Raw genomic sequence first — 13,119 nt, forward strand, 5'->3', positions numbered from 1 at the left:
CTCTATTGCCAACGCACCGGCCCTGGACTTTGGTCCTGGCCGGTCAATGCTTTGACGACCTTGCCTTCATCCCGGCAGGACTGTGCGGCATGCTGGTCCGCGGCCGCGGCAGGGGTATATCGAGTAGTGAGTAGTGAGTAGTGAGTAGGAGCGTCCCTGCGTCCTACTCACCACTCACTGTTTTCTAGGCCGCCAGATCGCGCAGCACGTACTGCAGGATGCCGCCGTTCTTGAAGTAGTCGAGCTCATCCAGCGTATCGATGCGGCAGATGATCGGCACGTTCTTCACCGTGCCGTCGCCATAGGTGATCTTGGCGGTCATCGTCTGGCGCGGCTTGATGGCGCTCAATCCGTCGATCTCGACCAGCTCGTCGCCCTTGAGGTTGAGGGAAGCCCATGAGGTGCCTTCCTCGAAGACGAAGGGGATGACGCCCATGCCGACCAGGTTCGAACGATGGATGCGCTCGAAAGACTGGGCGATGACGGCGCGGACACCAAGCAGGTTGGTGCCCTTTGCCGCCCAGTCGCGCGACGAGCCGTTGCCGTATTCGACGCCGGCGAAGATGACCAGCGGCACCCCTTCCTTCTTGTATTCCATCGCCGCGTCGTAGATCGATTCCTCTTCCTTGCTGGGATAGTGGATGGTGTAGCCGCCCTCACGGCCGTTCTCGCCCAGCATGTGGTTGCGGATGCGGATGTTGGCGAAGGTGCCGCGCATCATCACCTCATGGTTGCCGCGCCGCGTGCCGTACTGATTGAAATCGGCAACGCCGACGCCATGGTCGGTCAGGTATTTGCCGGCCGGCGAGGCGGCCTTGATCGAACCCGCCGGCGAGATGTGGTCGGTGGTGATCTTGTCGCCGAACAGGCCGAGCACGCGGGCGCCCTTGATGTCGCCGATCTTGCCGAAACCGGTGGTCATGCCGGCGAAGTAGGGCGGGTTCTGCACATAGGTCGAATTGTTGTCCCAGGCATAGGTCTGACCTTCCGGCGCCTTGACGTTCTGCCAGTACTCGTCGCCCTTGAAGACGTCGGCATATTTGCGGGCGAACAGCTCGCGGGTGACGTTCTTCTCGATGAACTCCTGGATCTCCGCCGAGCTCGGCCAGATATCCTTGAGATAGACCGGATTGCCGTTCCTGTCGTCGCCGAGCGGCTCCGTGGTCAGGTCCCTGGTGACTGTTCCAGCCAAGGCGTGGGCGACGACCAGCGGCGGCGACGCCAGGTAGTTCGCCTGCACGTCGGGCGAGACGCGGCCTTCGAAGTTGCGGTTGCCGGAGAGCACCGCGGCAGCGATCAGACCCTTGTCGTTGATGGTTTTGGAGATCGGCGCCGGCAGCGGGCCGGAATTGCCGATGCAGGTGGTGCAGCCGAAGCCGACCAGGTTGAAGCCGATCTGGTCGAGCTCCTTCTGCAGGCCCGACTTTTCCAGATATTCCGCCACCACCTGGCTGCCGGGGGCCAGCGAGGTTTTTACCCACGGCTTCTGCTTCAAACCGAGGCGGTTGGCGTTGCGGGCAAGCAAACCCGCACCGATCAGCACTGATGGGTTCGAGGTGTTGGTGCACGAGGTGATGGCGGCGATGACGACGTCGCCATGGCCAAGGTCATGGTCGGTGCCTTCGACGGCGTAGCGCTTGGAGATTTCCGCCGCCTTCTTGTATTCGGTGTCCATCGCCTTGGCGAAACCGGCCGGAATGCCTTCCAGCGCGACACGGCCCTCGGGGCGCTTGGGACCGGCCATCGACGGCACGACGCTGTCCAGTTCCAGTTCGAGCAGGTCGGTGAAGACCGGATCGGCGGAGCCGGACTCGCGCCACATGCCTTGCGCCTTGGAATAGGCCTCGACCAAGGCGATGCGGTCCTCGCTGCGGCCCGACATTGTGAGATAGCGGATGGTTTCCTGGTCGACCGGGAAGAAACCGCAGGTGGCGCCATATTCGGGCGCCATGTTGCCGATGGTGGCGCGGTCGGCCAGCGTCATGTTGGACAGGCCAGGCCCGAAGAACTCGACGAACTTGCCGACGACGCCCTTCTTGCGCAGCATCTGGGTGACGGTGAGCACGAGGTCGGTGGCGGTGACGCCCTCCTTGAGCTTGCCGGTGAGGCGGAAGCCGATGACTTCCGGCAGCAGCATGGAAACCGGCTGGCCGAGCATGGCCGCCTCGGCCTCGATGCCGCCGACGCCCCAGCCGAGCACGCCAAGGCCGTTGATCATGGTGGTGTGCGAATCGGTGCCGACGCAGGTGTCGGGATAGGCGGTGGTTTCGCCGTCCTCGGTGTTGGTCCACACCACCTGGCCGAGATATTCTAGATTGACCTGGTGGCAGATGCCGGTGCCGGGCGGCACGACGCGGAAGTTGCGGAATGCCTGCTGGCCCCATTTCAGGAACTTGTAGCGCTCTTCGTTGCGCTCATATTCGAGCTCGACATTGCGGGCGAAGGCCATCGGCGTGCCGAACTCGTCGACGATGACGGAATGGTCGATGACGAGGTCGACCGGCACCAGCGGGTTGATCTTCTGCGGATCGCCGCCAAGCGAAGCCATGGCGTCGCGCATGGCGGCGAGATCGACCACGGCCGGGACGCCGGTGAAATCCTGCATCAGCACGCGGGCCGGGCGGTAGGCGATCTCGACGCCGGCGGTGCCCTTGTCGGTCAGCCAGCCGGCCACCGCCTGGATGCTCTCCTTGGTGACGGACCGGCCGTCCTCGTTGCGCAGCAGGTTTTCCAGCAGCACCTTCATCGAATAGGGCAACTGGGCAATGCCGGTGAGGCCGTTCTTCTCGGCTTCGACGAGGTCGAAATAGACATACTCGGCGTCGCCCGCTTTCAGCGTGCGGCGGCAATTGAAACTGTCGAGGGATTTTGACACGTGCGATCCGTCCTGTCTGTTCAGCCTGAAAGGGAACGGACGCCGATGGCATGCAATCACGCGCAAAGGTGCGGGTACGGCCATTTCCGCTGTCCGTTCCCAAGCAACCCGAGCCGTTCAAGGCGGCGCGTGCGCTGGTTCGGCGCTAATTCTGTTCCCGCGCCGACCGCTGGCACGGATGCCCCGCATATAGAGAATTTTCTGGAATAGTTCTAGACAGTTGCAGAGCAAATTTGTGCGATGCGGCAGCGTTCGCGAAACATTGATTTCAGGGCAGGCGAGGGATGCGGCTTATCGCCGAAAATCTGGGCGGCGAACGCGGCGGCGAGCCGGTTTTCTCCGGCATCGGCATTGTGCTCGATCAGGGCCAAGCCCTGGTCGTCACCGGGCCGAACGGCTCGGGCAAATCGACCTTGCTCATGGTGGTCGCCGGCCTGCTGCCGAAAACCGAAGGCCGTCTGCTGCTCGAGGGCGGCGGCGACGAGTTCCCCTCGATCGGCTCGGCCTGCCACTATCTCGGCCACCAGAACGCGATGAAGGCGGCGCTGAGCGTGACCGAGAATTTGCGCTTCTGGCGGGAGTTCCATGGCGAAGGCCGGCTCGATGTGGAGGAGGCTCTGGCAACGGTCGGGCTCAGCGGCATCGGCCATTTGCCGTTCGGCTATCTTTCGACCGGGCAAAGACGCCGCGCGGCGATCGCGAAACTCTTGGTCAGCCATCGGCCGCTGTGGCTGCTCGACGAGCCGACGGCAGGGCTGGACAAGGCTTCGGAGGCGCGATTTGCAAGGCTGATGCGCGAGCATTGCGAGGAAGGCGGGATGCTCGTGGCGGCGACGCATCTGCCGCTGGGATTGGCGGCGGCGAAAGAGTTGGTGATGGGGGAGGCCTTTTGATGACTGCCCCCTACGGCGCCCCCCTTCTTCAACAAGGGACCACATCGTAATGTGGTCGCTCTTCCTACGCGACATCCGCCTCTCGATCCGTGCCGGCGGCGGCGCGCTGACCGGCGTAATTTTCTTCCTCGCCGTCATCGCCACCATCCCTTTCGGCGTTGGGCCGGATCTCAAGCTTTTGGCCCGCATCGGTCCGGCGATCCTGTGGATCGGCGCGCTGCTTGCCTGCCTGCTCGGCCTCGACCGGCTGTTCCAGGCCGACCGCGAGGACGGTTCGCTCGATCTCCTGGTGCTCGGCAACGACCGGCACATGCTGGCGCTGACGGTGCTGGTGAAGTGCGTCGCGCATTGGGCGGGCAGCGTCCTGCCGCTGGTGGTCGCGGCCCCACTGCTCGGCCTGTTCATGAACATGGAACCGTTGGCCATAGGCGCCACGGCGCTGACGCTGCTGGTCGGCACGCCGGCCATCACCTTCATCGGTGCCGTGGGCGCCGCGGTGGCGGTGGCGCTGCCGCGTGGCGGCCTCTTGATCTCGGTGCTGGTGCTGCCGCTGACCATACCGGTGCTGATCTTCGGCGTTTCGGCGAGCTATGGCGCGACGGCCAATCCCGATCCGTTCCTGCAGCCCTTCCTCATTCTTGCCGCGCTGACGCTGTTTCTTGGCGTCCTGGGGCCGACCGCCGCGGCGCTGGCGCTGCGCCACGGCACGGATTGAGGCGCAAGAGCTCTGAAGGCTGCGGCGTGGCGGCCGATTGCGGAGCCGCCGGCGCGCGGCTAAGGGAAGACATGATCGAACGAGGCGGAAAGACCCGGCTGGAACTGGCGATGGAGCGGCGCGCATGAGCGCGCATGCGCTCTACGTCGCGGCGGCCTACGCGATCACCGCCGTGGCACTGGCCGGGCTGATCGGCTGGATACTCATCGACCAGCGGGCGCGCAAGCGCGAACTCGCCGAACTCGAGGCGGCCGGCGTGCGCCGCCGTTCCGACAAGGCAGCCAAGCCATGAGCACAGGGACGGAAACGCCGACGCCGCCCCGTCGCCGCCTTTTCGTATATTTGCCGCTGCTGGTCTTCCTCGGACTGGCCGGACTGTTCCTGTCGCAGCTTTTGTCGGGACGCGATGCCTCGGAAGTGCCGTCGGCGCTCATCGGCCTGCCGGCGCCGCGGACCAACCTGCCGCCCCTGGAGGGCAGCAATTTGCCCGGGCTCGATTCGAAAGCCTTCGCCGGCAAGGTCACGCTGGTCAACGTCTTTGCGTCCTGGTGCGCGCCGTGCCGGGAAGAGCACCCGGTGCTTCTCGCGCTGGCGCAGGACAAAAGGTTCGCGATGGCGGCGCTAAACTACAAGGACCGGCCGGAAAACGCCCGCCGCTTCCTCGGCGACCTCGGCAATCCGTTCCAGGCGATCGGCGTCGACGAAGCCGGCCGCACGGCGATCGACTGGGGTGTCTATGGCGTGCCGGAAACCTTCGTCATCGGCAAGGATGGCAAGATAGCCTACAAGCATGTCGGCCCGCTGACGCCAGAGTCCACCAGGGAGCTTCTCCTGCCGCAGATCGACAAGGCGCTGGCCATGCCGAACTGAGGCGATGGCGCGAAAACCCCAGGATATCCCTTGGTTTGTATACGTTTATGGTTGAAGCGGAGCGGACCGCTCCGCGCCACCTCAATTCGGCCCACCTGATCGTGGCGGCGACAGCACATCCTCGGCCGAGAGCACCCTCGCTTCCGAGGGCAGCATGATCGGGATGCCGTCGCGCACCGGATAAGCGAGCTTGGCGACCCGCGAGACCAGCTCGCCGCGCTCGGGATCCCAGGCCAGCGGCCCCTTGGTCAGCGGGCAGGCCAGGAGTTCCAGCAGCTTGGGGTCAACATTGGTCTTCTTTCCGTCGCGCCCATCCACCATTGGGTCCCCTTCCGGTTTCACGCCCAGCATGTCAGGAAATCAATCAGGCCGTCATTTGCAGGGCGGCTGGATATCGACGCATCCCTACTGCAGGCTCGAGCCAAAATCCTCATTCTCGCGCGCCAGCGTCATCTCGGTGATGGCGATCAGCGTTTCGGCCCTGGTTTTCAGGTCCGCGGCCTCGAGCAATGCCTGCTTCTCGGCCGGTCCGTAGGGCGCCATCATCGACAGCGCGTTGACCAGCATGGCGTTTTCGGCGCGGCTGACGCTTTCCCAGTCGGCTTCCAGATCATTCGCCTGCAGATAGGCGCGAAAGGCTCTGAGCAGCGCCGGCCGGTCGATTTCATTAGCCGCCTGCTCTTCGTCGAGATCGGCGAGGAAGGGTGCCGGCTTCGCCTGGCGGAAGGGCGTCTTGACCGTCAGCTCGTGGGCGACGCGGAACCGGCACACGCCTTGCAACGAGATCAGGTAGCGACCGTCGCCGGTCTCGGAAAAGGCGATGATGCGACCGATGCAGCCGACGCTGCAAAGCTCCGGCTCGCCATCCTCGCGCAATGCGCCATTGAGGCCGGGCTGGATAACGCCGACGAGCCGCGAGCCGCCGACCGCCTCGTCCACCATCTGCAGGTAGCGCGGCTCGAAGATGTTGAGCGGCATGCGGCCGCCCGGCAGCAGCAGCGCGCCTTCGAGCGGAAAGAGCGGGATCGTCGACGGCAGATCCTTGGCGAGCCGGTAATGCGCGTTTCCCGCTTGCACCTCGTTCCTCCGATCGCTTCCCTCGCGAAGCGTCAATCCTGCCCTGTCCTATCTGGGGCTCAGGCCTTGCGCCGCAAGCCCTTGCGACAAAACAACCATGAGCGGCTCAGGAAAACAGCAATGCCGACAATTTGCGGCGCGCCGCAAGCGTCGCCTCGTCGGTCATGCCCCAGGCCTCGAACAGCTGCAGCAACTGCGTCCTGGCGCCATCCTCGTTCCAGCTCCGGTCGGCCTTGATGATAGCCAGCAGATTGTCGGCGGCTGCCGTGCGATCGCCCATGGCGTTCTGGATCATGGCCAGGTCGAAACGGGCCTGATGGTCCTTGGGGTTTTCCGCAAGCCGCCGCTCGAACTCGGCCGGATTGCCCAGCGCCGCCGCCTGCGCGGCCAGCGCGATCTTGGCACGCAGGGCGGCCAGCGGCGGTGCATCCTTCTTGGCCTCCGGCGCCGTTGCCAGGAGCGCCTCGGCACCCTCGGTGTCGCCGGCCTCGAACAACAGGTCGCCCAGCCCGCCAATCGCCTCGACCGTTTCCGGCGCCTGCGCCAGGATGGTATCGTAAATGTCGGCCGCGGTCTGCATGTCGCCGGCGTCGCGCGCCTCCGCCGCCGCGGCCAGCGCCTCGGCCACCGGCGGCGCGCCATTGCCCTTGCCGCCGACCTTGGTGATGAATTCGTTGATCTGGCTCTCGGGAATGGCGCCCATGAAGCCGTCGACCGGCTGGCCGTCCTTGAAGGCGATGACCGCCGGAATCGACTGAATGCCGAGCTGGCCGGCGATCGAGGGATGGTCGTCGATGTTCATCTTGACCAGCTTGACCCTGCCGCCGGCGGCCTTGACCGCCTTTTCCAGCTGCGGGGTGAGCTGCTTGCAAGGTCCGCACCACGGCGCCCAGAAATCGACCAGTACGGGCTGGCGGCGCGATTCCTGGATGACGTCGACGGCAAAGGCCGCGGTCGTCGTGTCCTTGATGACGTCGCCGGCGACGGGGCCGGCGTTGGGGGCGGCTGCTGGCGGCGCGGACGCCTGGCCGAGTCCGGCTTTGGACTCGGTTCCGCCATACTGCACCGTGGTGGCATACTGGCCGCCCTTGTTTCCGAATGATCCGCCAAACGGATTGTTGTCGCTCATCTCGTCACCCTTTCGGTCGCGCCGCCGGCCCGTGGCCCGGCGCCCTGTCTCAATTGGAAATCGGCTTTGCCACCCATGTGGCGATCATGCCGAGACTTTCAAGATAGCAGCATCATGCCCGGTTGCCTCGACGAATCTGATGAGATCGGCGGCCGCGATCGATGTCGTCGCCTCGTTGGTCAGTGGATGCGCGTTGATGACGGAATGGTCCATTAGATCCTTGTCGAGCACCAGCCTGACGCGGTTTTCCCTGTCGTTGATGATGCCGAAGACCGTGACCGCCCCCGGCGTGACGCCGAGCAGCTCGATCAGCATTTCCGGTTTGCCGAACGAAACCCGGCTGGCGGCGCCGATCAGCTGGTGTATCTGCTTGAGATCGACGACCGCGTCCTCGCCGACGGTGACCAGGAAGAAATTGTCCTTCTTGTCCTTCAGGAACAGGTTCTTGGTGTGTCCGCCGGCGATCTCCCCGCGCAGCGCCTGCGAATCGGCAACCGTATAGAGCGGCGGGTGGCGTATCGTCGAAACCGCGATGCCGAGTTCGGCAAGAAAGGCCATCAGGTCAGCTTCGGTCTTCGGCATGGGTCTCTTCTTCGTCGGTTTCTTGGCCTTGCCGTTTACGGCCAATGAGGCGACCGACACAAGACCGTCGCGCAAGCGGCGATCAAATCGGCGCGTCGCGGGCGGTTTGCCGGCATCGATCGGAAGGTTGCAAAAGCCTGCTATTTCCCTGTTGCAATCGCCGCGCTCTTCAGCCATATAGGCCCGGCTTGCGGCCAAGACGCCGTGTGAGCGGGTGTAGCTCAGGGGTAGAGCACAACCTTGCCAAGGTTGGGGTCGAGCGTTCGAATCGCTTCACCCGCTCCAGTTTCCTCAAGGAAATCAAGCACCGAAAAGCCGCGGTTCGCCGCGGCTTTTTCGTTTTTGACGGATTGAACCTCGACCGCCCAAGAGCCGGACGTCACTTATGGGACTGCTGGAAGCCGGCAACGTCGTACTGAGATACGCTCTTCGGGTTCTTGGAGTTCTGCGGCTGGGTACCTGCGTAATGTGTTCCCGCATTTCCGTCCGGGTTGAAGGCTGAACCCGGCGCGGTGCTGGCATTGCCCGGCGTAACACTTCCTGTCTGAGCGGTGCCGATCGTTTGATCGGGTTGGCCTTTCGTCCCCGTTACCGAGTGGACGTTGGCAGCCGAAGCCAGGCCGGCGGAGGTCATCAGCAAGCCCAGTACCATGGGGAAGAGGTGATGTTTCATCATTGTTCTCCCAAAATCGGTTTGATTTCAGGGCGCTCGCGGTCTCGGGAGCACCCGGCGAACAAGACTGAAACGCTTTTCGGGACGCCGTTCATCCCGAGCATCACGGATCTGTGATGTCGGGCGCCGCCGGCCTGTCGCACAGGCTAACCCACGCCTTCCGTTGGGTGCACGGGAAATTCCTGCGCCGCTCGACTGGGCTACTGACCCGTCCCGAATTTGTATGTGACGCGGGCCATGACGGCATCCACTTTGGCGTCGGTCCGATACGTCTCTGGGTTCACTCCGATTGTGCCATCATCAAATACGTTATTGCCGCTGCTGGTCTTGGACCCAAGATCGATGTGGGTGTAATCGACGCCAAGAGATAGGTTGTCGGTAATGGCATAGTCGATCCCGGCGCCGAGGGCATAGCCGCTTTGCCAGTCGTTCTTCTCGTATGTGACCTAGGCATCATTGTCCCGGGCCGTGAACTTGACCTTGCCGCCGGCATACCCGGCCGTTGCATAGATCAACACACGATCGAAGGCATAACCAATGCGTCCAACGGCTGTAACGTAGTTGGAGATTTTACCGGTTTCAGTGTCGCTGTCTGGGAAATAGGGGCTGACGATGGTCTTTTTGATGCCCGTGGCAGTCCACGTCACCTCGCCACCCAGGACGATCTGGTTCCACTGATACTGTGCGCCTATGTGAGCGTCGGTTGCCGTGATGTCGCCGTTTGCCGCGCCCTGCCGACGCACCGCTTGCGTAAATGGCTCTCCTGGCGACCGGCACGTCACCAGCCGCAACCCCGGTGATCTCGTTCCGCGACAAAGCGGGGCCTCAGTATTTGGTACCCGAACTGTCGCCAGCAGCATCCGCGCCTGGTTGCTTTCGTCCGCCGGTCAGCCGACCGGACTCGAACTCCTCGACCGCCTTGTCCCAGCAGGCCTTCTCAAGGTCGGGCATCAAGCCTTCCCGCTCCCAGAGTTCGCGGACCCGCTTGCTGATATGCGCGACACGTTCTTCGTGGCTGATCACCATGGCCGTCTTCCTATGGATATCCAGAGGAAGCAACCGGACAGCGCCTGAAATGTTCCAATTGGACGCGTAGAGTCCCCGCCGGTTTGTTCTTCTCCACATGGATTGATGGGCCGGCTAACCATGCCTCGTCGATCTGATCGCGCAGCAGCGCCATGCCATAACCCTTGCGGCGATGGATGGACAGAAAAGCGATGTCGCCTGTTCCTGCCGTCCGGCGCCAGCTACCAGATCGACCAGGGACAGAAGACGCTGCCGCCGGACCTCGTCAAGGCGATGAAGCCGGGAACCAATCTGAACATCGGCATGGAATCCGTCACCCGCAAGCCGGTCACCATGCCGGTGTCGCTGGCCGGCTTCAGCGCCGCGTTGACCAAGCTGGAATCGATCAAGTAGACCTTCGGTCGCTTGATTGTCGGCGCCCGCGATGCTCCGTTGCCGGTTCCATGCATACGGAGAAGCCTCATGACGGGTTTTGTCGACCGGCAGCGCGCCACGCAGTTGATGCAACGCGCCGGCATCGCGGCGCTGGTGCTCTCAGCGCCCGAGGCCTTCCATTATGCGACCGGCGCTTCGATCGGCCCGGCCGGCCTGTTCCGGCGCGCCGGCGCCGGCTTCGTCGTCGTCCCGGCCAGACAGGACCTGCCGATCGGCGTTGTGGTCGCGGACTTCAATGCCAGGCAACTGCGGACCGCCGCGCCCGAGATGGTCGTGCGCTCGCACCCGATCTGGATCGAAGCCGCGCCGGTCGAGACAGGACCTGCAGGGCTGCCCTTGGCGGAGCGTATCGAGGCTGGCCAGGCTTCGCTCGGCCGCGCGCCGGATTTCGCGCGTCCCGCAACCTTCGACCTCGCCGGCTCGGTTCGCCAGCTTCAGGCAATCCTCACCCATTTCGGGCTGCAGCGTGCCACGCTCGGGCTCGACCTCGACTTCATTCCCGCCGCCGATTTGGCCGCCATCCAGGCGCTGCTGCCGGATTGCCCTGCTGTGGACGGCTCGCCCGTGCTGGACCGGCTGCGCGCGGTCAAGTCGGAGCGCGAGATCAACCTGCTGCGGCAAGGCATCATCCTGTCGGAAGCCGGCCTGGAGCGGCTGCAGGTGGATGCCATGGCCGGCATGCGCCAGAGCGATCTCGTCGCGCTCTACCGGCAGGGCGTCGCCACGGCGGCTGCCGGCTTGTCCCATCCGGTCATCACGGCCGAATATGTGACGCTGGGCGCCCGGGCCAAGGGCGCCGACGCCAGGGCCGTGGCGGGCGATCCGCTGAAATGCGACATGGTCTGTACGGTCGGTGGCTACGCCTCCGACATGTCGCGCAACTTCACCTTCGGCCCGCCTTCGGCCGATCAAGCTGAACTGCACGCCATTGCCGAGCGCGCCTTCGACGACGGGCTGGCCGAGCTTGTTCCCGGGAACACGCTTGCCCATGTCCACCGCGTCGCCACCGACAGCCTGGCGCGCCAAGGCCTGCGCTCCTACCGCCGCGGCCACTTCGGCCACGGCGTCGGACAGTCGGTCTTTTCCGAGCAATGGCCGTTCATATCGGCTGGCAGCGAGGTCGTCATCGAGGCCGGCATGGTGCTGGCCTTCGAGATCCCGCTCTACATCGACGGCCTCGCCAGCTTCAACCTCGAGGACCAGTTCCTGATCACGCCGGAAGGCCCCGTGGCGATGAACCGGCTGCCGCGGCGGCTGGAAGTGATTGGGTAGGCCAGCACCATGCGGCGGTGGTCACCTGGGCGCGTGAAGAACTAAGCGCTCACGGCCGGCCGCCTGTCCTTCCATGGCATTTCCTGTTCCAGCCGCGCCGACGCCGCCAGTACCGTCGCCTCGTCGCCGTAGCGGCCGACAAGCTGCACGCCGACCGGCGCGCCGCCCTGCGACCAGCCGAGCGGCAGCGAGATCGCCGGCTGGCCGGAGATGTTGAAGGGGAAGGCAAAGACTGCATCCGCCCATTTGGCGTTGTAGTGGTCGATATCCGTCTCCGACATGTCGTAATAGCCGAACGGGCGCGGCAGTTGCGTCAAGGTGGGCGTGACGAAGAGATCATAGGCCTTGAGGTCGCCGACAATATCGCGGCCGACTTGCCGGAGCTGCTCGACATCGGAGATGTGCCTGACCCCGCTGGTGGCGCGGCCGCGCTCGATGATTGCCCAGGTCACCGCCTCGACATCGCCTGACGTCACCGGCCGGCCGATCACCGTTTCGAGGTAGTCGAAGGTCGCCGCCGTCTGCACGCAGGTCATGTTGGTGTAGGTCGCCCATACGCCGTTGGCATCGAGCGGCATGTCGTGCTCCTCGACATGATGCCCCAACCGCTCCAGTGCGGCCACGGTCGCCAGCACCGCCGCCTTCACCTCCGGATCGATGGCGGTGCCGTTGGGCGGCGTGACTGTGAAGCCGATGCGCAGGTTTTTCGGCGCACTCCCCGACAGGCTAATCCAGGAGGCATCCGGCACCGGCGGCGTATAGGGCTCGCCGGGCAGGGCGCCGGCCACCGCATCGAGATAGGCCGCCGTGTCGCGCACCGTGCGCGAGCAGCAGAGGAAGTAGGCACCGCCGTACCAATAGTCGCCAAACGGCGCCAGGCTGACGCGGCCGCGTGACGGTTTCAGGCCCACGATCCCGCAGCAGGAGGCGGGGATGCGGATCGAGCCGGCGCCGTCGCTGGCCTCCGCGATCGGCACCATGCGCGAGGCGACAGCCGAGGCCGCACCGCCGCTCGATCCGCCTGGCGTGATGCCCTCCTTCCACGGGTTTTTCGTCGTGCCGTAGAGTTTTGGTTCCGTCGTGATCGACCATCCATTTTCGGGCGCGTTCGACTTGCCGACCAGCACCAGTCCCGCCGCCTTCATGCGGCGGACGACTTCGGTGTCGAAATCGGCGACGACATCTCTGAGGTAGAAACAGGAATTGGTGTTGGGCGCACCTGTCCAGGACGAGGCCAGTTCCTTGAGCAGGAATGGTACGCCGGCAAAGGGTGCCGATCTGTCGACCGTCGCGGCCTGCGCGCGCGCCATGTCATAGAGGCGATGAATGACCGCATTGAGCGACGGGTTCAACCGCTCGACTAGCGTGATCGCCGCCTCGACCAGTTCCGCCGGCGAAACCTGGCCGCCGCGGACCAGCGCGGCGAGGCCAAGCGCGTCGGACTCGGCATAGGTTTTCAAAAGACTGTCGGTGACCATCTCTCTCTCCCTATTCTCCTGTCCTCGACACTCGTCGAGGCGACCGAGCCATCGCTTCGGTCATTTGCCAATGTTGGCACCGCCCCTCATCCGC

Annotated in this window: 15 protein-coding genes, 1 tRNA gene and 1 pseudogene; 7 read left to right on the forward strand and 10 right to left on the reverse strand. The window is 64.5% G+C overall.

The window, feature by feature from the left end:
- Window positions 1-184: 184 nt before the first annotated feature.
- Window positions 185-2,875, reverse strand: coding sequence for an aconitate hydratase AcnA (acnA, locus tag AC3CB8_RS03640; RefSeq protein ID WP_023774437.1), 2,691 nt, complete (start codon window positions 2,873-2,875; stop codon window positions 185-187).
- 284 nt (window positions 2,876-3,159) lie between these two features.
- Here acnA and ccmA point away from each other — a divergent pair, with 284 nt between their 5' ends.
- From ccmA to AC3CB8_RS03660, 4 genes are all read left to right on the forward strand, one after another.
- Complete coding sequence (ccmA, locus tag AC3CB8_RS03645) at window positions 3,160-3,768, forward strand: heme ABC exporter ATP-binding protein CcmA (protein WP_023793531.1); 609 nt, start codon at window positions 3,160-3,162, stop codon at window positions 3,766-3,768.
- Window positions 3,769-3,817: 49 nt separating this feature from the next.
- Window positions 3,818-4,483: a heme exporter protein CcmB gene (gene ccmB / locus AC3CB8_RS03650; RefSeq protein ID WP_023774435.1), complete on the forward strand. Its 666-nt coding sequence runs from the start codon at window positions 3,818-3,820 to the stop codon at window positions 4,481-4,483.
- Window positions 4,484-4,607: 124 nt separating this feature from the next.
- Window positions 4,608-4,775, forward strand: a complete 168-nt coding sequence (gene ccmD, locus AC3CB8_RS03655) for a heme exporter protein CcmD (RefSeq protein WP_023774434.1) — start codon at window positions 4,608-4,610, stop codon at window positions 4,773-4,775.
- The gene (locus tag AC3CB8_RS03660; protein ID WP_023782076.1) at window positions 4,772-5,353 is read left to right on the forward strand and encodes a DsbE family thiol:disulfide interchange protein; all 582 of its coding nucleotides are present in this window, start codon (window positions 4,772-4,774) and stop codon (window positions 5,351-5,353) included. The genes ccmD and AC3CB8_RS03660 overlap by 4 nt, the downstream gene beginning before the upstream one ends.
- Window positions 5,354-5,434: 81 nt before the next feature.
- Here AC3CB8_RS03660 and AC3CB8_RS03665 read toward each other — a convergent pair whose 3' ends face one another.
- The 4 genes from AC3CB8_RS03665 to AC3CB8_RS03680 all read right to left on the reverse strand — a co-directional run bounded on the left by AC3CB8_RS03665 (window position 5,435) and on the right by AC3CB8_RS03680 (window position 8,141).
- The gene (locus AC3CB8_RS03665; RefSeq protein WP_352563476.1) at window positions 5,435-5,674 is read right to left on the reverse strand and encodes a Trm112 family protein; all 240 of its coding nucleotides are present in this window, start codon (window positions 5,672-5,674) and stop codon (window positions 5,435-5,437) included.
- Between the two features lie 84 nt (window positions 5,675-5,758).
- The gene (locus AC3CB8_RS03670) at window positions 5,759-6,430 is read right to left on the reverse strand and encodes an LON peptidase substrate-binding domain-containing protein (RefSeq protein ID WP_023782074.1); all 672 of its coding nucleotides are present in this window, start codon (window positions 6,428-6,430) and stop codon (window positions 5,759-5,761) included.
- Between the two features lie 106 nt (window positions 6,431-6,536).
- Window positions 6,537-7,559 carry a thioredoxin gene (gene trxA, locus AC3CB8_RS03675; RefSeq protein WP_352563474.1) on the reverse strand — a complete coding sequence of 341 codons (1,023 nt, stop codon included), beginning with the start codon at window positions 7,557-7,559 and terminating at the stop codon, window positions 6,537-6,539.
- A gap of 84 nt (window positions 7,560-7,643) precedes the next feature.
- A complete protein-coding gene (locus AC3CB8_RS03680; protein ID WP_023771907.1) occupies window positions 7,644-8,141 on the reverse strand; it encodes a prolyl-tRNA synthetase associated domain-containing protein in 498 nt (165 codons plus the stop codon).
- Window positions 8,142-8,351: 210 nt separating this feature from the next.
- Here AC3CB8_RS03680 and AC3CB8_RS03685 point away from each other — a divergent pair.
- Window positions 8,352-8,426 (forward strand) — tRNA-Gly (locus AC3CB8_RS03685).
- Between the two features lie 94 nt (window positions 8,427-8,520).
- On the opposite strand, the gene AC3CB8_RS03690 is transcribed toward AC3CB8_RS03685, so the two are convergent.
- The 4 genes and pseudogenes from AC3CB8_RS03690 to AC3CB8_RS03705 all read right to left on the reverse strand — a co-directional run bounded on the left by AC3CB8_RS03690 (window position 8,521) and on the right by AC3CB8_RS03705 (window position 9,840).
- Entirely contained in the window at window positions 8,521-8,817 is a 297-nt protein-coding gene (locus AC3CB8_RS03690) for a hypothetical protein (protein WP_023793522.1), read from the reverse strand.
- 197 nt (window positions 8,818-9,014) lie between these two features.
- A pseudogene (locus AC3CB8_RS03695) lies at window positions 9,015-9,227 on the reverse strand (outer membrane protein); the annotation flags it as partial.
- Window positions 9,228-9,260: 33 nt separating this feature from the next.
- The gene (locus tag AC3CB8_RS03700) at window positions 9,261-9,605 is read right to left on the reverse strand and encodes an outer membrane protein (RefSeq protein WP_352563472.1); all 345 of its coding nucleotides are present in this window, start codon (window positions 9,603-9,605) and stop codon (window positions 9,261-9,263) included.
- Between the two features lie 34 nt (window positions 9,606-9,639).
- Window positions 9,640-9,840, reverse strand: coding sequence for a hypothetical protein (locus AC3CB8_RS03705; protein ID WP_352563471.1), 201 nt, complete (start codon window positions 9,838-9,840; stop codon window positions 9,640-9,642).
- A 120-nt stretch (window positions 9,841-9,960) separates the two neighbouring features.
- Here AC3CB8_RS03705 and AC3CB8_RS03710 point away from each other — a divergent pair, with 120 nt between their 5' ends.
- Complete coding sequence (locus AC3CB8_RS03710) at window positions 9,961-10,233, forward strand: invasion associated locus B family protein (protein ID WP_352563470.1); 273 nt, start codon at window positions 9,961-9,963, stop codon at window positions 10,231-10,233.
- 69 nt (window positions 10,234-10,302) lie between these two features.
- The gene (locus AC3CB8_RS03715) at window positions 10,303-11,547 is read left to right on the forward strand and encodes a M24 family metallopeptidase (RefSeq protein ID WP_352563469.1); all 1,245 of its coding nucleotides are present in this window, start codon (window positions 10,303-10,305) and stop codon (window positions 11,545-11,547) included.
- A gap of 41 nt (window positions 11,548-11,588) precedes the next feature.
- Here the strand turns inward: AC3CB8_RS03715 and AC3CB8_RS03720 are convergent, their stop codons facing one another.
- Complete coding sequence (locus AC3CB8_RS03720; protein WP_352563468.1) at window positions 11,589-13,025, reverse strand: amidase; 1,437 nt, start codon at window positions 13,023-13,025, stop codon at window positions 11,589-11,591.
- Between the last annotated feature and the right edge of the window lie 94 nt (window positions 13,026-13,119).

The sequence above is a fragment of the Mesorhizobium sp. P160927 genome, from assembly GCF_057766385.1.

Excerpts from the sequence above, each read along its gene's own strand:
- ccmB (WP_023774435.1), top strand. The coding sequence starts at position 3,818 with ATGTGGTCGCTCTTCCTACGCGACATCCGCCTCTCGATCCGTGCCGGC.
- AC3CB8_RS03665 (WP_352563476.1), bottom strand. The coding sequence starts at position 5,674 with ATGGTGGATGGGCGCGACGGAAAGAAGACCAATGTTGACCCCAAGCTG.
- AC3CB8_RS03720 (WP_352563468.1), bottom strand. The coding sequence starts at position 13,025 with ATGGTCACCGACAGTCTTTTGAAAACCTATGCCGAGTCCGACGCGCTT.
- ccmD (WP_023774434.1), top strand. The coding sequence starts at position 4,608 with ATGAGCGCGCATGCGCTCTACGTCGCGGCGGCCTACGCGATCACCGCC.
- AC3CB8_RS03680 (WP_023771907.1), bottom strand. The coding sequence starts at position 8,141 with ATGCCGAAGACCGAAGCTGACCTGATGGCCTTTCTTGCCGAACTCGGC.
- AC3CB8_RS03690 (WP_023793522.1), bottom strand. The coding sequence starts at position 8,817 with ATGATGAAACATCACCTCTTCCCCATGGTACTGGGCTTGCTGATGACC.
- AC3CB8_RS03710 (WP_352563470.1), top strand. The coding sequence starts at position 9,961 with ATGCCTCGTCGATCTGATCGCGCAGCAGCGCCATGCCATAACCCTTGC.
- AC3CB8_RS03660 (WP_023782076.1), top strand. The coding sequence starts at position 4,772 with ATGAGCACAGGGACGGAAACGCCGACGCCGCCCCGTCGCCGCCTTTTC.
- AC3CB8_RS03705 (WP_352563471.1), bottom strand. The coding sequence starts at position 9,840 with ATGGTGATCAGCCACGAAGAACGTGTCGCGCATATCAGCAAGCGGGTC.
- trxA (WP_352563474.1), bottom strand. The coding sequence starts at position 7,559 with ATGAGCGACAACAATCCGTTTGGCGGATCATTCGGAAACAAGGGCGGC.
- AC3CB8_RS03715 (WP_352563469.1), top strand. The coding sequence starts at position 10,303 with ATGACGGGTTTTGTCGACCGGCAGCGCGCCACGCAGTTGATGCAACGC.
- ccmA (WP_023793531.1), top strand. The coding sequence starts at position 3,160 with ATGCGGCTTATCGCCGAAAATCTGGGCGGCGAACGCGGCGGCGAGCCG.